Below are 25,794 nucleotides of genomic sequence, written 5' to 3'. Positions count from 1 at the left end.
CGGCCTTGTCGTAGAGCGGGACCGGGGGTGCGACCGGCGGGACGGCTCGAACGTTCGGGTTCGAGCCGGGAGCGGATCGCGCCGATCGATGGTGCGTCAAAGTCACAAGTGCGCTAGCCTCTGGACTCAGACACCACCCCCGGAGCACACCCGCCCGGGGCCGCGCATCGTCCCGGGACGGGGGAGCGTCAAACCATGGTGGCAGTGGTCACAGCTGAAGCGGAAAACACGGTCGTGGAGATGGACCCGCTTCCGCATCAGGTCGAGGCGTCCGATGCGGCGGTGCGGAAACTCGAATTGCAGCCGGGCCAGGAAATGCCCGCGCAGGGTCTGCGCACGCAGGTCATTGCGGCGACCGGTTCGGGAAAAACCTTTATGGCGGTGCTGACCGCGCGGAAATTGCGGGCGGGCCGGGTATTGGTGCTGGTGCCGACTCTGGATCTGCTGACGCAGATGGCGGCCGCGTGGCGCGCCGGCGGCCGCACGGGGCCGTTCTACGGGATCTGCTCGCTGCGTGCAGATGAGGCGCAGGGGCTGGCGGCGTGCACGACGGACGTGGACGAGCTGGTGGCGTGGACGCGCGGCCAGGAGCACGTGACCGTGTTCGCCACGTACGCCAGCGTGGGTCTGGGGACGCTCCAGCGGGCGCACGAGGCCGGTCTGGCCCCGTGGTCGCTGGTGGTGGTCGACGAGGCGCACAGGACCAGCGGGCGCGGCTCGAAGCCGTGGGCGGCGATCCACGACAACACCCGCATCCCGGCCGACCGCAGGCTCTACATGACCGCCACCCCACGGGTGTGGGAGGCGCCGGAGACCGACGAGGGCGGCAGTGGCGCGCCGGTGCTGGTGGCCAGCATGGAGGACGACCCGGACGGGCTGTTCGGCAGCGTGGCCTACAAGCTCACCTTGTCGCAGGCCCGCAACCTCGGCCTGGTCGCGGCCTGGCAGGTCGTGTGTGTCGACGTGACCGACCCGGAGCTCCAGGCGGCCGCGCTGCTGGGAATCGAGGCCAGGTCGGACAACGTACGGGGTTCACGTCTCGCGGCGCTGCAAACCGCCGCGGTGAAGACCGCCGCGGAGCGCGGCCTGCGCAGGATGCTCAGCTTCCACTACCGGACCAGCGAAGCCGAAGCCATGGCGGCCGGGGTGCCGGCCGTGGCGCAGCGGCTGTGGGAGGACGCCCCCGAGACGTACCCGGAGCCGGAGCGGGTGTGGGCGGACTGGCTGTGCGGCGAGCACAGCCCCAAGCGCCGGCGGGCGACGCTGGCCACCTTCGCCGACCCCGTCGGCGAGAGCGTCGACGGCGACCTCGTCCCGATGCGGCTACGGCTGCTCAGCAGCGTTCGAGTCCTCGGGGAAGGCGTGGACACGCCAGGTTGTGACTCTGTGTTCTTCGGAGACGTGCGCGGCTCCGCCGTCGACATCCTCCAGATCATCGGCCGCGCCCTGCGCATGAAACCCGGAGAAGGCAAGGTGGCGTCCCTGATCGTGCCGGTCTTTCTCGGCAAGGACGAGGACCCGAACGCCATGCTCACCAGCAAGGGGTACAACGGGTTGGCCCGGATTTTGGCTGCTCTCCGTAGTCACGACGCGGACACCGTGGAAGCCCTCGCGGAGCAGCAGTCGAACACCCGGCACCGGAAGCCGTCGGCGGCAGAGCGCGACGCAGCAGGCCGGGGTGAGGAGCGCGGAACGTCGGCTCCCGCACAGAGCCTGCTGTCCTTCTCCACCCCGCGCGACCCCGCCGTGCTGGCGCAGTTCATGAAACTGAGGATTCTCCAGCCGGAAAACACGTACTGGCGTCAGGGAATCCAGGCAGCGACCCGGTACGTGAAGGAGAACGGGGATCTGAAAGTCCCGTATGCGTTCGTCACTCCGGAGGAGTGGCAGCCCGCCGGATTTCCGCTGGGAACATGGATTGCCGACCAGAGGAGGTTTTACAACGCGGGTGAGATGAAGCCCTCGCGGGTCAAGGAACTCGAAGAACTCGGCATGATCTGGTCGCACTGGGACGTCGCTTTCCAGGAGGGACTGTCAGCAGCGCAGGGGTGGGCAGCCGAACACGGCCACCTGCTGGCCCCTACGACAGCGGTCTTCAACGGCCATCCAGTGGGGGTATGGCTGAAAAATTTGAGGACCGCCGGCCGGAAGTTGGCGGAGATCGAGGCGCGGCGCGAGCAGGGGCTGCCGGTCAGCTCGACCGCCGGGGCGCTCACCGAAGAGCGCAGGGACGCGCTCGAGGCGATCGACCCATCCTGGTGCCCGGCCTGGCCCGTCGCCTGGCAACGCGCCTACCGGCTGTGCCGCAACCTCATCGAGGCCGGCACCGAGCCGCCCACCACGCCCGGGCAGACGACACTCCAGGGCGAAGACCTCGGGGCGTGGGTCCAGGCACAGCGCCTGAACTGGGACCAGCTGCAGCCCGCACAGCAGTGGATGCTCGAGCACATGCTCCACCTCAGCCCGGCAGAGCCCGACGAGCGGCCCCCGGCACCCCGCACACAAGCCGACAAATGGGCAGCCAACATCAGGGCAGCCCGGCAATTCCACGCCCGCGAAGGCCACCTCCACGTCCCGCGCAAGCACGTCGAAGAAGTCGACGGCATGCCGTACAAGCTCGGCATGTTCCTCGACAACGCACGCAGGCGGGCCGACAAGCTCAGCCCCGAGCGGCGCCAAGAACTGACCGAGCTGGGCATGCGCTGGGCGTAGAAACCGCTTCAGGAACATCGGACACTTTGTCCGCAAGAGCAGGGCGTCTCCCTCAGCAGACCGGCCACTACCGTGCCGACTCCGGGTTCTGGCCCACCTCGTAATCGCGACGTCGGGATGCGGTCAGGTGTAGCTTCTGAACCGATCTATAGGGGGGCAAGCCATCTCGTCTTTTGAAGAACTTCGCGATCTTGGCCATCTGGGTCCCCAGGGGCTGCAGCTGATCGATCGCCTCCTGCGCCAGGAGGTGCGGCGCTTCCCGGACCTGATCCCTTCCGCAGGGTGGCAGCCGGCGGATTACGAGGACACCGTCCAGGAGTTCTTCGCGGACCGGATCGAGGCAGTGACCGCCAATCTGTTGGCGTTGGCCACGGACGACGACTCGATGGGGAAGCTGCTGCGTCGTTCCATCCGCAGTTGGTTGATTGACTGGGTGCGCAAGACGCCCCGCGGAGCGTTGCGTCGCCGGTTGGAGGACGTCCTGGAGGAGGACGACGCGTTCGAACAGGTCCCGGCCAGCCATGAGGGAAGCGGCCGTTGGCGGCTTTCCGGCTCGCAGGCTGGCCCGTGGTCCGGGGCCCTGAGCGGGCTTGTACAGGCGGCGTACGCGGTCACGGACGTCCGTGTTCCGGTGTGGTCCAGCCAGAAGCGTCGCTCGCCGGTGGCTGATCGGGCGTCGATCGTTGCTATCTTGCGCGCGGTGCTGAGCACAGCGCAGGGGTCGGTGGAGGTGGCGGCGCTGGTGTCGGTGTTCGCACAGCGGTTCCCGGCGTCCTTGGACCCCGTCGAGGTCGCAACGGAGGACAGTGATCTTGCCGATCTGCCTGTCGGCGGTGACCGCGAGGACGTACTGGACCCGCAGCGTGCCGTCATCCTCCAGGAGGACCAGCTCGATGTCGCCGTGAGCGCTGCGGAGGTCGTGGGCAGACTATCCGCCGAGGAGTGTGCCCTGGTCCTGCTTCTGGACGGCCCCTCTCCCGCCGCTGCCGCCCAGGAGCTCCTGGGCTGCGGACGTTCTCAGGCCTATCTGCGCGTCCAGCGGGTGCGGGAGAAACTGAAATTGTTGGTCGGGGAGCAGCCGGACGCGCCGGCAGTGATGGCGGAGGTGATGCTGCTGTGCACAGCGGCAGCCAAGACCGCCTGAGAGCGGACCGGAGCAGACTCGGCGTGCGGTGTGACGTCAGAACGTGGTGGAGGCCTGCTGGGGGCGTCGATGCAGGAGGAAGCCATGCATGAATGGGAAGTGCCGGAACATCTGCTGCGTCTGGCAGCGCAGGCTGCCAAGCCGGACTTGCAGCCTGCCCGGCTACGCGAGCGTTTCGGGGCAGCTGAGCAGGTGCGCATCGAGGAAGGCCAGGTGTGGCGGGCTCGCTGGAACAGTGCCGTCGTGCTCGTGCTGGTCCTGGACGTTGGCGACCGTGACGTGTGGGCCGTGCCGGTGACGTTGGATCCTCCGGCGGAAGACGAGTCCTGCCTGGTTCTGGACGGCCGGCGGTCGGTCTTCGGCGTCGATGTCACCGTCTGGGCCGGCATGGCGCAGACCGTTCCGGTACGCGTACTGGATCAGGTTCTCGATGCCTGGGACAGCGACCTCGTCGGGTGCACCAGAGCCGTGGCCCAAGGCCGACCCGGGGATCCCGCGGTGGGCATGCGCGCGGGGAGCGCTCCGGCATCGCTGTTCGAGGACTCGGTGGCCCTGCGCGCCGAACTTGAGGACGACCTGGCCGAGCTGCAAGCGGCGCCCGGACTGGCCTCGGCCGCCGGTGCCAGCCCCGCCCAGGGACCTCTGGCCGTCCTCCTCGGTGGCCGGCCCGACATCGCACAGCTGACCAAAGCGCTGGGCAAGCCCCAGTCCCAGGTCATGGCGATATTGCGGGGCAGGAGACTCCTGGAGCCCGAGGACATCGCCGGCCTCGCCCGTGCGACGGGCCTGTCGCAGGAGCAGATCGCCGACACCGTCCAGCCACTGCCCGAAGATCTGGTCGAGGCAGTGGAACACCCACGGTGGCGACCGGTGATGACCCACCTGGCCAAGCACGGCGCGGGAGACGAGGTACAGGCACGGCGGCAGGCCGGGTACGGCGCCTTCGCCCTAGCCGCGCGGGAGACCGGCGGCAGTTCCCCGGACTGGGACGCCCGCCTCAAGCAGTTTCTGGCCAGCCACGGGCGGCAAAGGGAGGCGTGATGGCGCGGGTCTTCACCACGGCGGCGCCCGAGCAGGCGCGCGCGATGCTGGCCGTACTGGAGCAGCGGCACCCGGGCCGGCGCGAAGCCTTGCGTACGGAGACGTTGGCAGAGCTGGGCGCCTGGCCGGAGATTCAGATACGCATGGTGCCCGAGAGCGGCGGCGGGGGCCGCTGCTCGGTGGCCGGCAGCTACGACGACGAGACCGTGCCGCCCACCGTGCACGTCGGCCAGGCGCGGTCGCTGCGGAGGCAAGGGTTCACCGCCCTGCACGAGCTGGGGCACCACCTGCAGCAGACCGACCCGGACCTGGGCGACCGGCTGTTCGACTGGAGCGACTCCGAAGCTCTGGAGGAAGCGGCGTGTGACGCCTTCGCCGCGCGCATTCTGCTGCCCGAGTCCCAACTTCCCGACCACCTGCGGGAGAGGGGGCCGACTGCTGCCGACGTGGTCGCGCTGTTCGAAAGCTCGCGGGCCTCACGGGAGGCCTGCTGCGTGCGCGCCTCGGAGTTCATCATCAGCAGCGGCACCGTGGTGCTCCTCGACACAGACGGCACAGTCGTCTTCGCGGCCCGCCACGGCATGATCCCGCCGGCCCGCGGTTCCGACCAGGCGGCCACCCCTCTGGTCCGTGCCGCACTCAAGAGCCGCGGAAGCGCCCAGGTGGACCGGACCCACATCCTCTTCCGCGACGGGCACCGCGGCGAGGATCTGTACGGTCAGGCCGACTGGATGGACCAGGACTACCTGGTGGCGGTCCTCGGCGTCGACCAGGTGGCCTGGCGCCGGTTCACCGCACCCCGGCCCGGCACCGGCACGAACCGATTCCGTTCGGGGTGGATCTGCGAGACCTGCCACGAGGGCTTCACGGTGTCCGGGGACTGCGAGCAGTGCCGGCAGCCGCAGTGCCCCCAGGGACACTGCGGCTGCACCGCCGCCCGGGCCGCCGCAGATCCAATGTGCACCCGGTGCTACCTGAAGAAGTCCACGGTGCAGTTCCCGCCGGGCAGCACCATCTGCCGGGACTGCCTGGAATAGCTCCGCCCGGGGCCCCTCATACCCGCTCTCACCAGCGGTTCTGCCACGGGCTCGGACGATTCGCCCGGTGTGACGTCAGGCATCGGTGGACGCCACCGGTGGCGTCCCGCCCCACGCGGGGGCGCCACCCGGGCCCCACGGGCCCTACAGCGAACAGAGCTCGCCATGGGACACACCGAAGACATCCTCAACGACATCCGCGCCCAGATCGACGCCCACCCCGAGCCCCTGGCCGAGGCGCGCAAGCGCCTGGAACTGGTGCGCTCCTCGGCGAGCGGCTTCAAGGGCGCCAAGCGCACCTACGCCAGCGGCTCCCTGGCGCAGCACACCTTCATCCACCCGGTCGGCGACGGCGACGGCGGCCTGGTCCTGGACCGGCGGGTCTACCCGCATCTGGGCCCGGACGGAGGCGGGCAGACGCCCCGGGACATCGCCGCCGAACTGTGCGCCCTGCTGGGGCCGGCGGTGCGGAAGGTCTACCCCAACGCCCGGTGCGGCACATCCAAGCGGGGGCCGAAGCTGACGTTCGGCCAGCCGGTCGACGGCCAGGACCCCACCGTCGACCTCGTCGTCGCGCTGACCCGCCGCGACGGGTCGGGGCTGTGGATCCCGAACCTGAAGCAGAACCGGTGGGAGGCGTCGGACCCCGAGAAGCACGTGGAGCTGTTCACCTCGGGCAGCCTGGCGCTGCGGCGGACCCGGCGCCGGATCGTGCGGCTGCTGAAGGCCTGGAACAAGCAGTACAGCGAGCCCGGCTTCTCCTCCCACAACCTGACCGTGTGGGCGTGGGAGTTCGTGACGCCGGGCATGGGAATGGCCGGCGGCCTGCAGACCGTGCTCAACAAGGCCGCGGCCCGGGTGGCCTCCGGCTCGGCGACGCTCGACCCGGCGGGAGTCTCCCCCAACGTGCGGCTGCTGGTCTCGCGGGACGTGGCGGCGCGCCGGCTGCGCACGGCCGCCGGCGGCGTGACCCGCGCCCTGGCGAGCGACAGTGACCGGCAGGCCGTGCAGACGGCGCTGTCGACAGTGTTCTACAACTACCTCACCGACCCCTCCCCGCGTGGCCTCGGCGCCCGGATCGCCGCTCTGCGGCAGCCAGCCCCGGTCTCCACGGCCACGCTCGGGCTCGGCGGCGCGGCGGTGACGCTGCCCCCCACCCGCGCCTTCGGCGACGGCACCGGTCAGTGACACGCCCCGGACCGCACCGGCCGGCCTGGTTCTCCAGGCCGGCCCCGCGGCTGCTCTTCCAGCACCGCATCGCCTCCACCGGGCTGGCCGTGCGGGCAGTACGCCCGCCCAGAGCGTTGCGAGGCGGCTTCGCCGTGGCCATCGACATCCGCGACCCCGATCTGCCCGAGCAGACCGTGACCATCGTCTTCGGCCGCGGGCGGCCGGACACCCCGCACGTCTTCTCCGACGGCCCGCGGCACTCCCCCCACCGCTACGACGACGACTCGCTGTGCATGTGGTACCCAGAAGATCCCCCCGAGCAGCGCTGGGACCGGCGGCGCGACGGACCGGTCGTGCTCCTCGGGCTGGTCCTCGCCCATCTGCTGCGCGAGGAATGGTGGCGCCGCACCGGCGAGTGGGCCGGCCCCGAGGCCCCGCACACCGCCCAGGAGGCCGCATGACCCGTCTGCCGCTCGTTGCGCCGCCCGTCGCTCCCTCAACGGTGATCGCCCACACGACCGCGCCCGCCGTGCACACCGCCGCCTCCGGGGGCGGAACCACGCTGCTGCTGGGAGTGCTCTCCGGTGCGTTCCTCGCCGCGCTGATCACCGCGAGCATCAACATCTGGCTCGCCCGCCGCAAGAGCCACGAGGAGGAACGCAACCGGCTGCGCGCCGCCTTCGCCGAGGCCTTCGCGACGTACAGCGCGTACAAGGAGCTGCCGTACGCGATCCGCCGGCGGCGCGCCGACCAGCCCGCCGAAGAACGCATCCGGCTCTCCGAGACGCTCCGGGAGATCCAGTCCCGCCTGGCCTACCACCAGGCGTGGACCCTCCTGGAATCACCTACGGTCGGGGCCGCGTACCAGAACCTCGTCGATCGTCTGCGCGCCACCGCCGGCCTGGCGATGAACCAGGCGTGGACCGCTCCCCCGCTGGACAACGACGCCGGCATGAACATCCCACCGTCCGTGATCGATCTACGGCCCCTGCGCGAGCACGAGACCGCGTACCTGAATGCTGTCGCCGCACACCTGAAGGACCTCAAACCGTGGTGGAGCGCGTAGGACCGGGACCAGCCCACTCACCGGTGCGCGGACCGCAATCCGCCACGTCGTCGGCGCCGCTTAAGCGGCCACAGCGGTGTTCGTACCGAAGACTTCCTCGAAGGGATGTGCCTGGCGTGTGGCGACCAAGACCCAGGCTCCACTGGGGTGATGTCGGGTGTGCGTGCTGTAGTGGTGGACCTCAGAAGGGGTCAGGACGCTCAAGTCACCGAAAACGTAGTACATCGGCGTTGGGGCGTGGGTGGCGGTGAAAAGCAGACCCGCTTTCAGCGCAGCGGTGCTGATCGCGTAGCGGTCCGAGTGGGTGCTCGGCATGCGGTCCTTGGCATCGATGGTGACCAGTTCACCGTCGCGGGCAGCGATCAGGTCAGGGAAGTACCGCAACGCGGAATCGGTACGCGCCAGAGCATGCCTGATCGCAGGCGGGAAGGTGCCCTGTCCGCAGCGCTGGACCGTCCATCCGCGTAACTGCAGTTCTGCGGCGATGCGCTGCTCGTGCGCCTCGCCGACTCTCTTGCGGTCCTGCCATTGCGTCAACGACGCCTACCCCTTCCCAGCTTCCGCGTGCGTGATACGAACAACTCCCTTTTCGTGCCACCCCCGCATAGCTATGATGCCCCGTATGGCGGCATACGTTGACCCACGCTTTCGTCCCACGCTCTGGCCGGGGACACCCGTACCCACGCCGGAGTTGGAGCCCGTACCCAAAGCACGAGCCGACGGCGACTGGATCGTCTGGGAGCCGCACGTACGAGGCACCCAAGAGACCAGTCCGCTTCCGGAGGACTTCTACTTGCGTGAGTTCATGGAACTTGACCCCGCCGATCTCGACGGCGTGGCCACCTTGATGCGCACCTATGGACACCTGGGCGGCAGCATCACCACCGGCAGTTGGGACGTCGATGAATACGAGCGCCTCAAGGAGCTCACCGAGCGCGAGCACCCGCGACACGGTCCGTTCTGCCTGCATGGCGAACTGGCCACGCTCTACATCACGCAGGCCCAGGCGGCCATCACCACCTGGCTCGCCCTGCGGCGCAAAGGCGGACTCGACGCGCTCATCGAGCCCGAAGTCGGCGAGGAGCAGCTGGCGTACTGGCGTTCCCAGAACACACATCGGAACGAGGCATGGCCACGCGACCTGGGCCATCTGCGCGAACTCGTCCTGGACATCAAGATCGGCGACCTGGTGGCTGAGTTGAATGGCGCGCTAGAACCGTTCAGCATCGGCATCGGCAGCCTGACCGAGCGCTACCCCACCATCCTCTCGGTCGCCTTCCTGCAGCTCTACAACCACCTTGCCGAAGACGCCACGATCCGCGAATGCGCCAACGAGACCTGCCGTCGCCCCTTCGTACGCCAACGCGGACGCGCCGAGTACGGGCAAAACCGCACCAGTGGCGTCAAATACTGCACCCGGGAATGCGCCCGCGCCCAAGCCCAACGTGCCCTGCGCCGCCGGCGCAAGAACCAGCCAGCCCCGCAAGAAAGCTGAGGCCAGCGGCACACGACGCTCACCGAGCTAACAGCGGCTAACACAATGAGCTGAGTTGTCGGTGAGTGATGAGGCAGCAGGCGAGTTTGAGGAAGGCCTCGTGGATGTCGGCCCTTCGTTCCCAGCGGGTGCGGAGTCGTTTGAACCCGTGGAGCCAGGCGAAGGTGCGTTCCACGACCCAGCGGTAGGTTCCCAGGCCGGTGCCGTGCCTGGTTCCCCGGCGGGCGATGGCCGGCACGATGCGGCGGGCGCGGACCTGGTCGCGGTAGACGTCGTGGTCGTAGCCGCGGTCGGCGAACAGCGAGTCGGGCTTGCGGCGCGGGCGGCCACGTCGGCCGCGCACCGGCGGAACCGCGTCGAGCAGTGGCAGGAGCTGGGTGACGTCATTGCGGTTGCCGCCAGTGAGCAGCACTGCCAGCGGGGTGCCGTGCCCGTCGGTGATCAGGTGGTGTTTCGAGCCCGCCCGGCCTCGGTCGACCGGCGACGGGCCCGTCGCGAGCCCCCTTTTAACGCCCTGACGTGCGAAGAGTCCACCACGCATCGTGACCAGTCCAGGCGCGAGGCCGCGTTGAGCTCGGCGAGCAGGACCTCGTGAAGACGCTGCCAGACTCCAGCCTCGTTCCAGTCCCGTAGCCGCCGCCAGCACGTCATCCCTGAGCCGAAGCCCAGCTCCTTGGGCAGGTACTCCCACTGCACCCCGGTATGCAGCACGTACAAGATCCCGCACAGCACATCCCGGTCCGGCACCGGCCTGCGGCCCGGATACCGAAACCGCCGCTCCCGCCTCGGCAACAGCGGCTCGATCCGCTGCCACAAGTCATCCGACACCTTCCACGGCTCAGCACTCACACCAAACCGAACGCGCAACAACCACCCTGGACAGGGCCACCAGGACCGAACCACCTCATTGTGTTAGCCGCTGTAAGAGCTGTCCCGTAACCGCTTGTCGAGCCGCCGAGCGACAGGCCCGGCGGCGACCGGTCGACCTCGCCCGATATCCACGCGACTCCAGCCCGGAGCCCGTGGCAGCCTGCGGACATGCCAGAGCTGCGAGAACACGCAGGCCGTCACTACGCCGTGCAGTTCCACTACTCCTTGCCCGACGACGCCTGGTGCGTGGAGCTAAGCGAAGCCGTCCCCGCGCCGGCCGTGTGGACCGAGATCCCCAACGCCGCGACCCACATGCCCGGAGCCGCCTTCCTCGTGGCGGTGATTCCCGACGAGGACCCGGACTTGGAGCCGTCCGTCCATTTCCACAGCCACGACGAGCACGTCATCCCGTACGAGATCGTGCGCTGGTTCATGAAGCAGGTGGCCGAACAGGTGGAGCAGTGCCGGGCCGCACTGACACACGGGGGGTCCCGAAGCGGTGGGATGATCTTGCGGTGGCTGGTGTGATCACGGCGTCGGAGCCGTCCTCGATAGCCCCGTTCACCGGGCTGAGCCCCCGCGACTTCCGCAAGCTGACCACGATGCTGCATCGTGAGGGCGCTAACGCGGGCCGCCCCGGCCGGCCATGGGGCCTGCCCTTGGAGGACCGGGTCCTGCTGGTCGCCGCCTACTGGCGTACCAACCTGACGCTGCGACAGCTCGCGCCGCTGTTCGGGGTGTCCAAGTCGGCGGCCAACCGCATCATCGACCACATCGGCCCACAGCTCGCGCTCAAGCCGCGACAACGCTTCCGCAAGGGCACCGTGCTGATCGTGGACGGCACCCTCGTGCCCACCCGCGACCACACGATCGCCGAGCAGTCCAAGAACTACCGGTACTCCACCAACCACCAGGTGGTCATCGACGCCGACACCCGCCTAGGGCGTTTCTTTCGGATCATCGTGCTGACCAGATGAGGATGGCGGCGAGGTGGAGTCCGGCGAGGTAGATGGTTGCGGTCTTGTCGTAGCGGGTGGCCAGGCCGCGCCATTGCTTGAGCTTGTTGATGCACCGCTCGACGGTGTTGCGCTGCTTGTATGCCCGGCGGTCGAAGGCCGGCGGGCGGCCGCCGCGACTGCCGCGCCGCTTGCGGTTCGCCGCCTGGTCGGCGGGCTGCGGGATCACCGCCCGGATCTTCCGCTGCCGCAGGTGGAGGCGGATCGCCCGGGACGAGTAAGCCTTGTCGGCCAGGACTGCGTCCGGTGTGATTCTGGGGCGGCCGGTCCGTCTGGGCACCCGTAACCGGGCCATGACCTGCCCGAACGCGGGGGCGTCGCCTGCCTGGCCCGGCGTGAGCACGAATGCGAGTGGCCGGCACCGGCCGTCCGCGGCGAGGTGGATCTTGGTGGTCAGCCCGCCGCGGGACCGTCCGAGGGCATGGTCGTCCGGCTCGCCTGCCGGAGCCCCTTTTGACGGGCCCCGGCGGCGTGCTGATGAGCGCGGACGACGGTGGAATCGACCGCGACGACCCATTCGAGGTCGCCTTCGGCGTCGGCCTGCGCGAGCAGGGCGGTGAAGACCTTCTCCCAGGTGCCGTCGGCCGCCCACATCCGCAGCCGGTTGTGGGCGCCCTTCCACGACCCGAAATGCCCGGGCAGGTCCGCCCACGGCGTGCCGGTGCGGTACTTGTAGGCGATCGCATCGATCACCTGCCGGTGATCACGCCAACGCCCACCCCGCCGAGGGGTCCGATCCGGCAGCAACGGCTCGATACGCGCCCACTGGGCGTCGGTCAACGACACACCAGACCAACGATCCGATGATCCGAAAGACACGCCCTGTCGTCGCCATTGGCAAGCCCCTTCCCGGCAACCGGAACGACTGCAAGGCATGGGAGGAATCCGGCGCCAAGGACGCGGTCGGCCGGACCGCAACGATCGCTGACGGCGGCTACCCGAGCACGGGCCTGGTCATCCCGCACCGCCGGCCACGCGGCGGCGAGCTCACCGAATGGCAGGCCGAGCACAACCGCGAACATAAGCAGGTCCGTGCCCGCGTCGAGCACGTCTTCGCCCGGATGAAGACTTGGAAGATCCTCCGCGACTGCCGCCTCAAGGGCGAGGGTGTCCACCACGCCATGCTCGGCATCGCCCGCCTGCATAACCTCCTCCAGGCCGCCTGAGGCCAACGACCACCGAGCATCGACCCACGTCCGAGACTCCCGAAGATCAATTACGGGACAGCCCTTAGGCATATGCCAATAACGACATGGCCCCCGAAGGCGGAGGCCGAGCCGTAGGGCACCCCGGGCGGTACCGACAGCCGTACCTAGAGAGATTGCCCCTCGGCGCCTGCCGGCGTACGGCGCCGCCCACTCGATCTGGCAGCCCTGTAGACCACGAAACGAGTAGCAGAGGAAGCCGTCGCGGGCAGCGGTACGCAGGAACAGGGTGGGGGCCGCAGTGAGGGTGTGGGACACCTGGGTACCGACAGCGGTGTGTGAGAGGAGCGGGCCTTGGGTGAGATCAATGACGGTCTGGAGCGGGCTTTGCGTACCCGGCCGCTGCCGGGCAGTGTCACAGCCCGGCTGGGCTTCCTGCTCAGGTTGGAGAAGGGCTCCACGAAGAGGCTGGCGGGGGTTCTGGGGGTCTCGCAGCGGACCGTGCAGCGGTGGGTCACGCCTGGCCCGGGGCGGCGCCCGCCAGGCGCGGTACAGAGGCGCGTGATCGAGGACGTCGTCCGGGCGCGGTGGCAGCCCCGGATTCGCGAGCGGTTGCGGGTGCGGGCCGAGGAGCGCGGCTTGTCCGTGCACGCCCGGGCCCGGTTCGGGTTCGCCTCCGCGGCCGGTTCCTCCGACGACCCCCGCCTGCGGCTGATCACCCAGCACCTGTCCGGTGCGGTCGCGCGGGAGCTGTTCGCCGCCCGGGACGCCGGCGCCAGTGAGGCGCAGCAGATGGTCATCCTGGCCCGGGCACTGGGGCACGCCTACTTCCGCGACGGTGAGACGCGGGCCCACGGGCTTCGAGTGGCCTTCTGCGACGTGGAGTTCGCCGACTTCGCCGTCGGCTGACCCGGCCCTCCCCCGTACGAGGGCGAGTGTGGGGTGCCGGGGGCTACCGGTCGCGGGTGGGCGCCGTGCGTGGGACGGCCAGCAGTCGCTGGTAGTGCTCGGCTTCCCTGTGCTCCGCCCAGTCCCACACCACCGGCCCGCCGGGCGCGGCCTTGCGCCGTCCCGGAGGTTGGGTCGGGCGCAGTTTGGCGCTCTCGGCGAGGCGCAGGAGGTGGTGGCGTTCGTTCGGGTGGGCCAGTAGTTCCTGGCTGCCGGTGAGGGTGGCGTAGCAGGCGGCGGCGCGCAGGAACGGGCGGGCCCAGGTCGGGGTGGGGTGGGTGGCGCAGCCGTCGGTGTAGCGGGCGGGGTCGTGGAAGGCGATGGTGGCTGCGTCGGGGCCGAGGTCGTCGGTGCGGACGGTGAGGAGTTGCTGGAAGGACGCGCCGGTCAGCAGGGTGGTGATGAGGGCGGCGGCCGAGCGCGGGTGGGCGGTCGCCTGGTGGATTCTGCGGGTGATCTCCAAAGCGGCTGCATCAGTGAGCGGTTGGGGTGGTGGACGTTGCTTCCAGTCGATCGGTGCGGGCGTGCACGGGCCGGTGCAGGGCTGGGCGGGGTTGTAGGAGACAAGGCGGTCCAGGGCGGGCAGTGTCATCCACCGGGCCGTCGGCGGGCGTGGGAGGGACGCTGGCGTGGGAAGGCCCGCGGAGGGGGTGGGGGCGCCGTCGTAGTAGTGGCGGCGGGCGGTGCCGAGGTCGCTGGTGACGGTGTGGGGCAGGGCGTGCAGAGCCCGGTGGAGCGCGGCGGGCGGGGTCGGTGGCAGACCAGGGTCAAGGTGATGCCGGTGGCCTCGCGCAGGCGCAGGAGTTGCTCGAGACGGCGGGTGGTGAGTCGGTGGGCTCGCAGGACGGTGAGGCGGGCTGGGGGCATGGCGTGGATCCAGGCTGTGGCGGCCTCCCATGCCGGTTGCCGGCCCGGCCGGTAGCGGCCCGGCAGCAGCGGCGGCTTGCCCAGGGCAGCCAGGAGGTCGTGGGCAAGGGCGGTGTCGCTGGTAGTGCCGGGCCCGGGATGCAGGGTGATCCGGCCAGCAGCGGAGTCGTGGGCAGCCAGAGCGGCGTGGGTGTGTGCCGCGTCGTCGTAGCGGTCCAGCACGAGCACCACCGGAGGAGGCTGCGTGGTGGTGCTGGTGGGGTGGGCGGTCATGCGAGGCGGCTGAAGGCCCAGCGCAGGAGTTCCCGGTCAGGTGTGGTGCGGCCGGTGCGGGCGAGCGCGGTGCGGGTGTGAGCGGTCAGCTGGGCCCAGGCGCGGAAGTTTCCGTGCGCGGCGTGGCTGTCGGCGAAGGCGATGTCGTCGGGATCGGCGCCGGCCCATACGGGATGGAACAGGGGGATGACCTGCTGGACCTCTTCGGGGGTGAGGCGGGTGAAGTGCTGCCAGATGAAGACCCGCGAGGAGAGCATCGGTTCGCGGCGCAGCACCGTGTGGCAGCCCTCGCCGCCGACGAAGACGACCGCGAAGCGGGTGGCGGGCTCGTCCCACAGGTAGCGGAAGTACTCGAACGCCTCCCCGTTGAGCCACTGGGCCTCGTCCACCAAGAAGGTGCGAGGATGCTCGGCCAGGGCGTTCTTCAGCAGGCGGTCGAACTCGCTGGGGTGGCGGGGCGGCTCGCCGGGCAGGTCCAGCGCGGTGAACAGTTCGTAGCGCACCGCGCGGGCCGTGGGGCGGGCCCGGAAGGTGACCCGGCGGACGTCTTCTGCGGGTTCGAGTTCGTGCAGGCAGATGTTGACCGCGAGGGTCTTGCCGAAGCCGGCACCGCCGTGAATGCACATCATGGCGCGTGCGGCGACGGTGTCGGTGATGTTCTCCCGCGCGGTGAGCAGTGCCCGGGTGGTGACCACGGCGGCGTCGGGCAGGTCGACGTACTGGTAGGTGGCAGCGGTCATCAGGCATCTCCTGCCGGGTGCGTGTCCGGCTCCGGCACTGCGTGTGGCGGAGCGTCCGGCGGGACATCGTCTGGAGCGGAGACGGGCGGGAGCGGGGCAGTGCCGGCCGCGACGGCGGGCGGGGTGCGCCAGTGCGCCGGCGGCGGGGCGTGCGGGATCAGATCGGGCAGCGCCAGCTTCGACAGGTCCGACTCGGCGGCCTCGCCGAGCTCGCGGTCGGCCTCAGCGGCGCTGAGCGCGCCCAGGCGGCGGGGCGGGGCGGGCTTCGTGGCGGCGGCGTAGCGCTCGCGCTGGGATGCCTCGAGATCCTTCCTCAGGCGGCGGGTGCGCGCGGCCCGCACTTTGCGTACGGCACTGATCTGCTCTGCGGTGGCCTGGTCGGCCAGGTCCGCAGAACCCAGGTAGCGGCCGGTGACGGGGTCGAAGACCTCGATGCGGTGGTCGTGGTGGGGCATGTACCGCACCTGCACCCGGATGCCGGCCTGGCCGGTCATCCACGCGGCGCTGTAGGTGCGGCCGCGCCAGTGCACGCCGTGGCCGGTCAGTTTCCGGGGCCGGCCGTCGTCTTCGAGGGTGAAGGCCCACAGGTCGGCTGCGGGGATGTCGGTGACAGGGGTCGGATCGGCCTGCCACGCCTCCAGCGGTGTACGGCCTGACAGGGCTTTCGGATGATGCGCGGTGTTCCACCAGTTCGTCCAGGTCAGGACCTGCTCGGTGAAATCCTGGAACGACAGGGTGGATGCTGGCTTTTCGGAACCGGCGGTGCGTCCGCGTCTGCCGGAACCGCGGCGCGCGGTGGGGCCGGCGGTGTAGCCGGGCAGGGCGGCGAACAGCATGCGGTCTGCGGCCCGGTTGAGGTTCTCCACCGTGCCCTTCAAGTGGGGGCTGTAGGCGGGCAGGTCCTTGACGGTCACGCCCATCGCGCCGAGCGCGGTGGTGACGGCGGTGGACAGAAAGTCCTTGCCCCGGTCCACCCTCACCTGTTCCGGCACTCCCCCGGCCGGGCCGTAGGGCTCCTCCCGCACCACGGCAGCGCGCAAGGCCGCCAGTACCGACGCGCGGGAGGGATGGCCCGGGGTGACGGCGGTACCGGTGATGACCTTGGTGGCAGTGTCGATGAACCAGGTGATCCACGGACGCACCAGGTCGCCGTCGGCGTCGACCAGCAGCGGGGCCTGGACGTGGTCGCTCTCCCAGGCGTGGTTGCGCCACGACGCCGGCCGCTTGCCGAACACGTCGTGGGCCCGTGCCGCCTCCGGCCCGAGAGCGAGACCGGCGCGCTCCCCCGCATCCAGATCCCGGCGCAGCGCCCGGTGCAGCGTCGTCAACGACGGCACGTATCCCGGCGGAGACTGCCGAGCAGCCCGCGCGACCAGCTCACGATGAACCGCCCGCACGTTCCCCTTCCACAACGCCAGCAGGCAGCGCACCTCAGGCGTGACCGTGAACCTCGTATCCTCCCGGGCCCGGGCACCAGGCCGCGCGGCCGCGGCCTCGTCGCGCCCGGCGGCGGCCAGCCACCGCCACACGGTGCGCTCCGTCACCCCCAGCGCGTCCGCGGCCACCCGCACATGGCCGGCCGTCAGCCCTCCGGCCGTCCGCACAGCAAGCAGCCGCCGCACCGCCGGGCCCCGCAACGCTGCCCTCGACGCCGCCGGCAGCCCGCCCCCGGTGGCCACGCGCGCTGCGCCACCGCTCTCCCCCACGCCCGTTCCTCCACTGCAGACACCGACGCCCACCACGGTGCAGCCGCACGTCCATCCAACGGATCAGAAGTGCCGTTCCCATGACAGTGAGCCGCGGCAGGGTGTACCGCGCCATGACAGCGACACCCACCACATGTGCCGCCCCACGTCAGCAAACCAAACCACCACTCCCACCCCCACCAGCACAAACACTCAACCTGACACGCCGTCACTGACATCACCCCACTGACACGAAAGCGGCACATCGCAGCTGGAGAACATGCTCCACCTCACCCCGGCGGATGCCTCGGAGCGGCCGCCGGCGCCCCGTACGCAGGCCGACAAATGGGCGGCCAACGTTCGGGCGGCGAGGCAGGTACACCGGCGACGGCGCCGGCGGCTTCGCCGCAGGTGTCCAGGTCGGGCCGGGCTACACCACGATGAACATCATCGGCGGCGACTTCAACGGCGACGGCAAGAACGACCTCATGGTGCAGGACACCAGCGCCGCCAGCGGCCATCTGTACTTTTACCCGGGCAACGGCACCGGCACGTTCGGCACCCGCACCGACCTCGGCGCCAACTATGGCGGCCTGCGTCTGACTGCGATCGACTTCAACAACGACCACAAGCTCGACCTGCTGGCGATCTACCCAGGCAACGACCACCTGTACTTCTATCCCGGCACTGGTACCGGCACCCTAGGCACCCGCACCGACCTCGGCGTCGGCTGGACCAACTTCCAGCTCACTGCCGGGGACTTCACCGGTGACGGCAAGGACGACTTCGCCGCCGACGACACCACCAACCACAAGGTGTACGTCTACCCCGGCACCGGTTCCGGCACCTTCTCCGCTCGTATCCCCCAGGCCGACACCTGGACGTCCTACGGGATACCGGTGGCCGGCCGGTTCGACTACGGCTCCGGCCTGGGCATCGCCGCCACCGACTCCAGCTCCCACGTGCGGACCTGGAGTGGCGACGGCGCCGGGCACTTCAGCGGCGCCCTGACCGCGACCACCGCGTACACCGGCAGCCGCACCCTCTACAGCTACGACGACGACGGCAACACCCGTACCCAGTCCGGGCCTGCCGGCACCGCCGTCTACCGCTACGACCCCGCAGCGGACCTGACCGCCACGATCCTGCCCACCGGCAACGGCTACACCGAGAAACGCTCCTACGACAACGACGGCCGCCTCACCGAGATCAGCAGCACCAAGGGCAGCACCACCTTCGCAGACTGGCAGCTCACCCTCGACGAAGCCGGCCAGCTGCAGCGCGTCGACGTCAACCGTTCCGGTAAGCCTGCCAGCCACCAGTACTACACCTACGACTCCGCAGGCCTGCTCCTGACCGACTGCACCTCGGCCACCCTGGCCGCGCAGTGCCCCGCCGCAGACGCCACCGCCGGCACCACCTACACCTACGACGGCGTCGGCAACCGCACCACCGCCACCACCGCTGGCACTCTCACCACCTACACCTACGACGCTGCCGACCAGCTCAGCAACGCCCTAACCGGCAACAAGACCACCAGCTACACCTACGACAAGAACGGCAACCAGACCGGCGACGGCACCAACACCTTCACCTACGACGCCACCAGCCACCTGTCGTCGCTCACCACGCCAAGCGCCACCTACACCTACGGCTACGACGCTGAAGGCAACCGCACCAGCGCCTCCAAAGCCGGCACCGGCCTGCTCCGCAACACCATCTGGGACCCCAACTACGACCTCCCCCAGGTCGCCGCGGAATACGGCGCCAGCGGCAGCCTCATCGCCGCCTACCAGTACAACCCGCTGGAACAGATCCAGTCCCAGACCACCAGCGCCGCCGCGCCCTTCTACTACCACCACGACCAGCTCGGCTCCGTCACCGACATCACCGACACCGCCGGAGCCCTGCAGACCAGCTACAGCTACACCGCCTACGGCGCACTCACCCAAACAGACACCGCCACCAACCCGCCCACCAACCGCTTCACCTACACCGGGCAGTACAAAGAACCCACCACCAACGCCGCCGGCTACGACCTGCGCGCCCGCAATTACGACCCCACCACCGGCCGCTTCACCAGCACCGACCCCATCCAGCTCCGCCCAAGCGACCCCTACACCTCCGCCTACTCCTACGCCGGAAACAGCCCCACCAATGGCATCGATCCCTCCGGCCAGAACTGGCTCGACCCGATCACCAGCCGCCTCCAGGCCATCGGCAGCGGCCTGAAAGAAAGCGCCGAACTCCCCTTCACCTTCGTCGGAGACCTCGCCGACGCCGTCTCCGGCCGCAACGGCGGCGCCGGAAACTTCCTCGACACCTACTTCCCCATCCGCCCCGCCTACCGCCTCTACCGGGCAGCCGAAATGCTCCACAACCAAGGCTGCGACCAACTCGCCGACCAGTACGACGCCGCAGGCGACCAACTCACCCAGCAGTTGGCTGTCACAGTGCTAGGTGGATTCAAGGGGGGGTGGAGTAGGTACATCTCTCGCAGAAGACGAGATCCGGCTCGGTGCCGCTGATCTCGGCTCGGCAAACACCGCAGCTAACGGGCTGCGCTACTACACGCCGGAGACTCCCCAGGCCAGGGCCTTGATCAACCCGGACAACGGGTACTCCAACTGCGTTCTGTGCACCCTCGCAGGGGACGACCTGATCGCTGGTAGGCCTGTGAAACCGGCACCAGGTGGAGTCGGCCCCTACGACCGTGACTATCTGGAAGCTGCCACAGGCCGAACCTTCGTCAAAGAGGCAGGGCGCCTCAGCCAGGTGGTGAAGGATGTCCTCGGCTGGGGCTCTGGTGGCCGGGGTTTCATTGCAGTGTGGCCACAGGATGGTGTAGGCCACGTCTTCAATGTGGTCAACGTGGATGGCAGTGTTGTCTTCCTCGACTACCAGCTCGGGAAAGCCAAGCCGACCGGCTGGGCAAGGTACGAGATCATGAGGACGGACTGACGTGCTGTCAATGGAGCAAGCGCTGGAAGCAGCCGCGGTGTTCTTGGAGCAGAACTGCGGCGGCTGGGATCCGAACACGATGCGACTTCAACCGGAGAGGGCTCGCATCGAGAACGGCCACGTCTTCGTACCGTGGAACGCTCGGGCGTTCCTGGACGAAGGCCAGCACGGCAAGGCACTCCTCGGGAATATGCCGGTCCTCGTGGACCCCGTCACGGGCGCATGCCGATTCATGACCCTCGAAGAGGTGATGACTCAGCTGAGGATCGCAGACGCATGATCGGCTCTTGAACTCTACTGGTTCGGGCGGGTGGACAGCTCAGCCGCCCGCCCGAACCCACCCCAAGTGGCCACGGCCTGATGGGTGGTTTCGTCTGCGCGCCGTCGCCAGCCGCGCAGAGGCTGGTGAACCGCTCCGTTCGGTGGAGGCTCGATCGTCTGAGAGGACCGAGTCATGGCACGTCCTTCCCCCGTACCCGCTTGAGCTGCGGCGCCGTGCGGTGCGGATGGTCGCCGAGGTGCGGCCTGATGACGACACCGAATGGGCCGCGATGAAAGCGGCCGCCCAGAAGTTGGGCATCGGCACGACCGAGACGCTCCGGAAGCGGGTGCGGCAGGACCAGATCGACACCGGCGTCCGGCCCGGCTCGACGACGGAGGAGGCCGAGCTGAAGCGGCTGAAGAAGAACGCCGAGCTCAAGCGGGCCAACGAGATCCTGAAAGCCGCGGCGTCTTTCTTCACGGCCGAGCTCGACCGGCCACATCCGCGCTCGTAGCGTTCATCGACGAGCATCGCGACCGCTTCGGCGGTGTCGAGCCGATCTGCCGCGTGCTGACCGCGCACGACTGCCAGATCGCCCCCCTCCACCTACTACGCCCACCACAAACGCCGGAACACGCCCTCCGCCAAGACCGTGCAGGACGCCGAACTGAAGGAGCACACCAGCAACGTCTTCGAAGCCAACTACCGCGTCCACGGGGCGAGGAAAATCTGGCACCACAGCGACGCCAGGTCGCAGTACACCAGTGTCCGGCTCGCCGAACACATCCAGGCCACCGGCATCGCCGCCTCCATCGGATCCGTCGGCGACGCCTACGACAACGCCCTGACGGAGAGCACAATCGGCCTGTTCACGACCGAGCTGATCAAACCCCGACCGCCCTGGAAGACGCTGTCCGACGTCGAACTCGCCACCGCCGAGTACGTCGACTGGTACAACCACCGCCGACTCCACGGTGAGATCGGCTACGTCCCACCCGTCCAATACGAGACCCACCACTACCGAGCAACCACAAACCCCCAGGTCACAGTCAACATGTGAAGTCTTCACCGAACCCGGAGCGGTTCAGTCCGTACGGCCGGTGGCCGCCACCGGCCGTACGTCGCAAACTCCTGGCGGTACGTCGTCAGTGAACAGCTCTTCCGTCCCGTCGAAGCCGGCCTCCGAAGCCTTCTTGAACTCCCCTGGCGCATCGGCCAGGCGCCGAACAGGTCCACCCGGCCCAGGCGACTCGCCGCGCCACGGCATCAGCGGCAGGCTCCTCCGTCTGAATGAACATCAGGGCCCGGCCGCATGGGGAACCGATTCGCCGGGACACGTCCCGATTATGCGAAACCCCCGTCCACGGCGGCAGCGGCCGCCGCGGTGGCACTGCTGGCCGCCTGTCTCACCACCTCTGTCCCGGCCGCCGCCTCAGATCACGACAGCGCCGGCGCGGGCCGGCACCGATCACGTCGCCCTGCACGCGGCCGTCGCCCAGCTCCCCGTCGCAGCCGAAGACCGCACCGGCTACAACCGAGCAACGAGCTTCGGCGGCTGGGTGGACGCCGACCACGACGGCTGCAACACCCGCAAGGAGGTGTTGATCGACGAGGCCGTCACCGCGCCGGCCGTCACCGGCACCTGCACCCTCACCGGCGGGACCTGGTGGTCGTGGTACGACGACACCGAGGTCGACAACGCCAGCGCGCTGGACATCGACCACTTGGTACCGCTCGCCGAAGCATGGGACAGCAAGTAGGCGGAGTTGGGCTCGACGCATCATTCTGCTCCCGCACGCTGACGGCGCGGGGTAGGTCGCGGATGGGGTTGTCACTCGTAGAGGTGACGGTAGGTGCGTTCTGACCTGCGGAGGGGCGTTCAACGCCACGATGTTGCATCTGATGCAACTCTCGGAGGCGGTATTGAGCAGGGCGAGTTTGCCTGGGGCGATCCGGCTTGTGCAGGCGGCGAATGTGGCCGCGTTGGATCCTGAGGCGGCGATGTTCGCCGCGATGCTGACCGGGTGGGAACAGCAGCAGCGCAGTCGGCTGCTGACGAAGAAGACGATCAGTGACCGGGTCAGTCTGGTACGTCGGTTCGCCGAGTTCACCGGCACCTACCCCTGGGACTGGGCCCCCGAAGACGTCGAGGCGTACTTCTCCGCCAGGCTCTCGCGCGGCGAGCTGGTGTGGTCGACGGTGCGGGGGCAGCAGGGCGACTTGGAGATGTTCTGCGCGTTCATCACCGACGCGCGGTACGGCTGGGCGGCGGCCTGCTCGGAGGAGTTCGGCCGGTTCCCGGTTCAGGTGTGTCACGACTGGAACACCGCGGCTCACGTCGTGGAGTACGAGGGCCGGCCCGGACGGCGGGCGCTGACGTTCGACGAGCTTCAGATGTTGTTTGATGCCGCCGACGATCGGGTTGAGGAGACCCGCCGGAAGCGGCGCAAGGGGGTGCTCGCGGCGTGGCGGGACGCGATCCTCCTCAAGCAGGTCTACGCCTACGGGACGCGGCGCCGGGAGACGGTGATGCTGGATCTGGCCGACCTGCGGCGGAATCCGCGTGCGCCGCAGTACGGGCGGGTGGGTGCGGTGGAGGTGCGGTTCGGGAAGGCGTCGCGGGGGAGTCCGCCGAAGCGGCGGACGGTGCTGACGGTTCCGGAGGTCGAGTGGATCGTCCCCCTCATCGAGGAATGGGCGGCCGAGGTGAGGCCCGGCTTCTCTCCGGGCCGGCATCCGGCACTGTGGGTGACGGAGCGGTGTGGTCGGATCGGGGTGCGCCGCCTGGACGAGGTGTTCGCTTCGGTGCGCGAGCGTGCCGGGCTGCCGGGCGAGCTGGACCTGCACTGCCTGCGGCACACCTACATCACGCACCTCGTCGAGTTCGGCTATCCGGAGCGGTTCGTGCAGCAGCAGGTCGGACACGCCTACGGCTCGACGACAGCCTTGTACACGTGGGTGTCTGACGAGTACCGCAACCGGCTGATCGAGAGCGCGCTGCGGCGACGGCTGGAGCCCGGCTCGAAGGAGGAGGGGGTGCTGTCGTGGTGAAGCGCATGGGGATCGTGTGGAACCTGCGCCGGCTGATGGCCGAGCGGGACATGTTCCAGACCACCGATCTGATCCCGGCCCTGGCCGAGCACGGGGTCCATCTCTCCCGCGAGCAGGTCTACCGTCTCGTCGCCCAGGTCCCGCAGAGGCTGTCGATGGATGTGCTGGCCGCGCTCTGCTCGATTCTCCACGTCACCCCGGCAGACCTGATCACCGTCACCGAGACCCACGTCCAGGTCGCCAAGCCGACCGCGACCGGCGAGACCACCGCCGTCGCGAAGGCTCCGCCGGCTCGCCGCGTACGCCTGACCCGGCCGGGAGACCGATGATGGCCCCTGCCTCTGCCCCGGACACCTGGCGGGAACTCGCCCGCCTGATGACAGCCTCCCTCCCCGACCTTGCCGATCCGGATGCGGCCCGGATCGTCGCCGACCTGACCCCGGCAGCCCGCGGCCGCATCCGGGCCCACCTCATCGTCCACCCCGACGCCCTGGTCAGCGGAGCATCCACCGCACCCCGTTCCGTCCAGGCCCTCATCACCACCCTGGCCGACCACGGGGTCACCGGAGTGCGGGCCCCGGCCTGCCTGCGCTGCGGACGCGTCCGGCCGCTGCGCCGGGCCGTCCCGGGCGGCCGGGTCTGTCTCGGTTGCGAAGGGATCCTCGCCAACCGCGGCAACGTCGGCGCCTGCACGGTCTGCGGAACCATCGGACCGCGACCGAGCCGGAACACCTGCGCGGCCTGCCGCCGCCGGCAGGCCGCGGCGACCCGCACCTGCTCGGCCTGCGGTAAACCGGCCGAACTGGACCCCTGCTCGAACTGCCGCCCCCGGCCGGCGACCCCATGCGCGCTCTGCCACACCACCGCCCCCGTGACCGCACGATGGCCGCTCGGCCCCGTCTGCACCCCCTGCTACCGGACCGCCCGCAGCCACCCCATGCCCTGCCCGGACTGTGACCGGGCCCGGGTACTGATCGGTCGCGCCGAGCACCGCCGGGTCTGCGGGCCCTGCGCCGGCGTCCCCGACCCCTACGCCTGCGAACGCTGCGCCGGACCGCGCTCCTACAAGGTCGGCCGACTCTGCGACCGCTGCGCCGTCGCCGACCACCTGGAGGAGCTGTTCACCGACGTGCCCGAAGCGGTGGGCACCAGGCCGCTCGCGGCGATGCGGACGGCGCTGGCCGAGGCTCCGGATGCGGGAACGGTCCTGAACTGGCTGCGCGGCTCCCGGTCTGCCCGCCTCCTGCGCGACCTCATGGCCACCGGCCGCCCGCCCTCCCACACCGACCTCGATGCCACGATCGACGGCCGTGGCACGGCGATGACCGCCGAGTACCTGCGCGGCCTGCTGATCGCCTACCAGGTTCTGGAGCCCCGGGACGAACTCGCGGTGCGGATCGTCCGGCACCTGGAGCGGACCGTCGCCCGGCATCCCGAGCACGGAGCCCTGCTCCGCGCCTACGTCCGCTGGTCCCTGCTGCCCCGTGCCAAACGCCACCAGGCCGTCCGGGCCGGCGGGGTCAAGCACCGGATCCGCTGGGCCTACACCCGCATCAATCTCGCCGCTGAACTCCTCACCACCATCGCCGGCCACGGCCTGACCATCGCCACTCTCGACCAAGGCCGCCTCGACACCTGGCTCGCGGCCAACCCAGGAACACGCTACGAAGTCCGTGACTTCGTCGTCTGGGCCCACCGCCGCCACCACGCCCGCGACCTCCTCGTGCCGCACCGCCCGAAGGCCGACCCGGTCGGCCTGGACGAGGACTCCCACTGGGACCTCCTCCACCAGTGCCTCACCGACACCCGCCTCGACCTCGACGTCCGGGCCGCCGGCGCGATCCTCCTGCTGTTCGGCCAACACCTCACCCGGATCGCTGCCCTGCCCACCACCGCCCTGACCACCGGAGACGGGACGACGTTCCTCACTTTGGGCAGGACCCCGATCCCGCTCCCCACCACCCTGGCCGACCTCTTGACCACCCTGGCCGACCGCCCCGCTCCCCAGGGCTGGGCCGTGAACACGAGTGCCGGCTGGCTGTTCCCCGGCCACCTGCCCGGTGCCCACATCTCCGCCGCGGCCCTCAGCCGACGGCGTCCACGACGTAGAGGACCGGCGCATACCGCGACTGCCACAGCTCCAGTGCGAGCCCCAGGTCGAAGCGGCCCCCCTCGCGGTGCCGGTCGGCCAAGACCCGCGGTACTTCTTCCCACACGTGCACCGGGATCAGGCACCGCACAGTCCCCGCACGCGCCCCGGCGACGAACAACGACGGCGAAGACCGCCGGGTGGCCGCGATGATGTCCGTGG

The 25,794-nt window shown here is 69.7% G+C and carries 23 protein-coding genes and 4 pseudogenes; 20 read left to right on the top strand and 7 right to left on the bottom strand.

The genetic code is table 11. The features are described from left to right. The first annotated feature begins 195 nt into the window (after window positions 1-195). The 7 genes from VSR01_RS37605 (at window position 196) to VSR01_RS37575 (ending at window position 8,170) form a co-directional block, all read left to right on the top strand. Window positions 196-2,712 carry a DEAD/DEAH box helicase gene (locus VSR01_RS37605; RefSeq protein WP_326453432.1) on the top strand — a complete coding sequence of 839 codons (2,517 nt, stop codon included), beginning with the start codon at window positions 196-198 and terminating at the stop codon, window positions 2,710-2,712. 247 nt (window positions 2,713-2,959) lie between these two features. Beyond that, window positions 2,960-3,856 (top strand): hypothetical protein, encoded by an 897-nt coding sequence (locus VSR01_RS37600; protein WP_326453431.1) that lies wholly within the window; start codon window positions 2,960-2,962, stop codon window positions 3,854-3,856. Between the two features lie 84 nt (window positions 3,857-3,940). After that, window positions 3,941-4,897 carry a hypothetical protein gene (locus VSR01_RS37595; RefSeq protein WP_326453430.1) on the top strand — a complete coding sequence of 319 codons (957 nt, stop codon included), beginning with the start codon at window positions 3,941-3,943 and terminating at the stop codon, window positions 4,895-4,897. After that, window positions 4,897-5,934, top strand: coding sequence for an ImmA/IrrE family metallo-endopeptidase (locus VSR01_RS37590; RefSeq protein WP_326453429.1), 1,038 nt, complete (start codon window positions 4,897-4,899; stop codon window positions 5,932-5,934). Before VSR01_RS37595 ends, VSR01_RS37590 begins: the two co-directional genes overlap by 1 nt. A gap of 165 nt (window positions 5,935-6,099) precedes the next feature. Next, a complete protein-coding gene (locus VSR01_RS37585) occupies window positions 6,100-7,122 on the top strand; it encodes a hypothetical protein (RefSeq protein WP_326453428.1) in 1,023 nt (340 codons plus the stop codon). Next, complete coding sequence (locus VSR01_RS37580) at window positions 7,119-7,565, top strand: hypothetical protein (RefSeq protein ID WP_326453427.1); 447 nt, start codon at window positions 7,119-7,121, stop codon at window positions 7,563-7,565. Before VSR01_RS37585 ends, VSR01_RS37580 begins: the two co-directional genes overlap by 4 nt. Next, entirely contained in the window at window positions 7,562-8,170 is a 609-nt protein-coding gene (locus VSR01_RS37575; protein WP_326453426.1) for a hypothetical protein, read from the top strand. The genes VSR01_RS37580 and VSR01_RS37575 overlap by 4 nt, the downstream gene beginning before the upstream one ends. A 60-nt stretch (window positions 8,171-8,230) precedes the next feature. Here the strand turns inward: VSR01_RS37575 and VSR01_RS37570 are convergent, their stop codons facing one another. After that, window positions 8,231-8,707 (bottom strand): hypothetical protein, encoded by a 477-nt coding sequence (locus VSR01_RS37570; protein ID WP_326447301.1) that lies wholly within the window; start codon window positions 8,705-8,707, stop codon window positions 8,231-8,233. A 256-nt stretch (window positions 8,708-8,963) separates the two neighbouring features. Here VSR01_RS37570 and VSR01_RS37565 point away from each other — a divergent pair, with 256 nt between their 5' ends. Further along, window positions 8,964-9,665 (top strand): hypothetical protein, encoded by a 702-nt coding sequence (locus tag VSR01_RS37565; RefSeq protein ID WP_326453425.1) that lies wholly within the window; start codon window positions 8,964-8,966, stop codon window positions 9,663-9,665. Between the two features lie 37 nt (window positions 9,666-9,702). On the opposite strand, the pseudogene VSR01_RS37560 reads toward VSR01_RS37565, so the two are convergent. Further along, window positions 9,703-10,568 (bottom strand): annotated as a pseudogene (locus tag VSR01_RS37560) (IS5 family transposase). Between the two features lie 135 nt (window positions 10,569-10,703). On the opposite strand from VSR01_RS37560, the gene VSR01_RS37555 reads away from it, so the two are divergent. Continuing rightward, the gene (locus VSR01_RS37555; protein ID WP_326453424.1) at window positions 10,704-11,063 is read left to right on the top strand and encodes a hypothetical protein; all 360 of its coding nucleotides are present in this window, start codon (window positions 10,704-10,706) and stop codon (window positions 11,061-11,063) included. Beyond that, window positions 11,051-11,476: pseudogene (locus VSR01_RS37550) on the top strand (transposase family protein); the annotation flags it as partial. The gene VSR01_RS37555 and the pseudogene VSR01_RS37550, both read left to right, overlap by 13 nt. Window positions 11,477-11,492: 16 nt before the next feature. Here VSR01_RS37550 and VSR01_RS37545 read toward each other — a convergent pair. Next, a protein-coding gene (locus tag VSR01_RS37545) for an IS5 family transposase (RefSeq protein ID WP_442785624.1) occupies window positions 11,493-12,337 on the bottom strand; the annotation gives its coding sequence in 2 pieces (ribosomal slippage) (window positions 11,493-11,995 and window positions 11,995-12,337; 846 coding nt in all). Here VSR01_RS37545 and VSR01_RS37540 point away from each other — a divergent pair. Together VSR01_RS37540 and tpg are read left to right on the top strand one after the other, a co-directional pair. After that, a pseudogene (locus VSR01_RS37540) lies at window positions 12,322-12,717 on the top strand (transposase family protein); the annotation flags it as partial. The gene VSR01_RS37545 and the pseudogene VSR01_RS37540 sit on opposite strands and share 16 nt — an antisense overlap. A gap of 333 nt (window positions 12,718-13,050) precedes the next feature. After that, window positions 13,051-13,605, top strand: a complete 555-nt coding sequence (gene tpg / locus VSR01_RS37535; protein WP_326453423.1) for a telomere-protecting terminal protein Tpg — start codon at window positions 13,051-13,053, stop codon at window positions 13,603-13,605. Window positions 13,606-13,648: 43 nt separating this feature from the next. Here the strand turns inward: tpg and VSR01_RS37530 are convergent, their stop codons facing one another. From VSR01_RS37530 to VSR01_RS37515, 4 genes are read right to left on the bottom strand one after another with little or no spacing between them, the layout of a single operon-like run. Continuing rightward, window positions 13,649-14,236 (bottom strand): hypothetical protein, encoded by a 588-nt coding sequence (locus VSR01_RS37530; protein WP_326447307.1) that lies wholly within the window; start codon window positions 14,234-14,236, stop codon window positions 13,649-13,651. Next, window positions 14,233-14,784 carry a hypothetical protein gene (locus VSR01_RS37525; RefSeq protein ID WP_326453422.1) on the bottom strand — a complete coding sequence of 184 codons (552 nt, stop codon included), beginning with the start codon at window positions 14,782-14,784 and terminating at the stop codon, window positions 14,233-14,235. Before VSR01_RS37525 ends, VSR01_RS37530 begins: the two co-directional genes overlap by 4 nt. Further along, on the bottom strand, window positions 14,781-15,524 hold the full coding sequence (locus VSR01_RS37520) for an ATP-binding protein (RefSeq protein ID WP_326447309.1): 744 nt from the start codon (window positions 15,522-15,524) through the stop codon (window positions 14,781-14,783). The genes VSR01_RS37525 and VSR01_RS37520 overlap by 4 nt, the downstream gene beginning before the upstream one ends. Beyond that, on the bottom strand, window positions 15,524-17,146 hold the full coding sequence (locus VSR01_RS37515; RefSeq protein ID WP_442785751.1) for a transposase: 1,623 nt from the start codon (window positions 17,144-17,146) through the stop codon (window positions 15,524-15,526). The genes VSR01_RS37520 and VSR01_RS37515 overlap by 1 nt, the downstream gene beginning before the upstream one ends. Window positions 17,147-17,649: 503 nt before the next feature. On the opposite strand from VSR01_RS37515, the gene VSR01_RS37510 reads away from it, so the two are divergent. The 8 genes and pseudogenes from VSR01_RS37510 (at window position 17,650) to VSR01_RS37475 (ending at window position 25,785) form a co-directional block, all read left to right on the top strand. After that, window positions 17,650-19,737: an RHS repeat domain-containing protein gene (locus tag VSR01_RS37510; RefSeq protein ID WP_326453420.1), complete on the top strand. Its 2,088-nt coding sequence runs from the start codon at window positions 17,650-17,652 to the stop codon at window positions 19,735-19,737. A 70-nt stretch (window positions 19,738-19,807) separates the two neighbouring features. Next, a complete protein-coding gene (locus VSR01_RS37505) occupies window positions 19,808-20,170 on the top strand; it encodes a toxin glutamine deamidase domain-containing protein (protein WP_326447312.1) in 363 nt (120 codons plus the stop codon). Window positions 20,171-20,180: 10 nt separating this feature from the next. Further along, window positions 20,181-20,450, top strand: a complete 270-nt coding sequence (locus VSR01_RS37500; protein WP_326453433.1) for a YrhB domain-containing protein — start codon at window positions 20,181-20,183, stop codon at window positions 20,448-20,450. Between the two features lie 226 nt (window positions 20,451-20,676). Continuing rightward, window positions 20,677-21,492: pseudogene (locus tag VSR01_RS37495) on the top strand (integrase core domain-containing protein). Between the two features lie 286 nt (window positions 21,493-21,778). Then, entirely contained in the window at window positions 21,779-22,192 is a 414-nt protein-coding gene (locus VSR01_RS37490) for a hypothetical protein (protein ID WP_326453419.1), read from the top strand. A 214-nt stretch (window positions 22,193-22,406) separates the two neighbouring features. After that, window positions 22,407-23,483: a tyrosine-type recombinase/integrase gene (locus VSR01_RS37485; protein ID WP_326447314.1), complete on the top strand. Its 1,077-nt coding sequence runs from the start codon at window positions 22,407-22,409 to the stop codon at window positions 23,481-23,483. Then, complete coding sequence (locus VSR01_RS37480; protein WP_073882510.1) at window positions 23,477-23,812, top strand: helix-turn-helix domain-containing protein; 336 nt, start codon at window positions 23,477-23,479, stop codon at window positions 23,810-23,812. The genes VSR01_RS37485 and VSR01_RS37480 overlap by 7 nt, the downstream gene beginning before the upstream one ends. Before the next feature lie 47 nt (window positions 23,813-23,859). Then, window positions 23,860-25,785, top strand: a complete 1,926-nt coding sequence (locus VSR01_RS37475; protein WP_326453418.1) for a hypothetical protein — start codon at window positions 23,860-23,862, stop codon at window positions 25,783-25,785. The last annotated feature ends 9 nt before the right edge of the window (window positions 25,786-25,794 follow it).

Origin of the sequence: Actinacidiphila sp. DG2A-62, from assembly GCF_035825295.1 — a bacterium.
In the GTDB taxonomy this organism is placed as follows: Bacteria; Actinomycetota; Actinomycetes; order Streptomycetales; family Streptomycetaceae; genus Actinacidiphila.
Note: the sequence above shows the minus strand (reverse complement) of the source record. Positions and strands in the feature narration are given on the sequence as shown.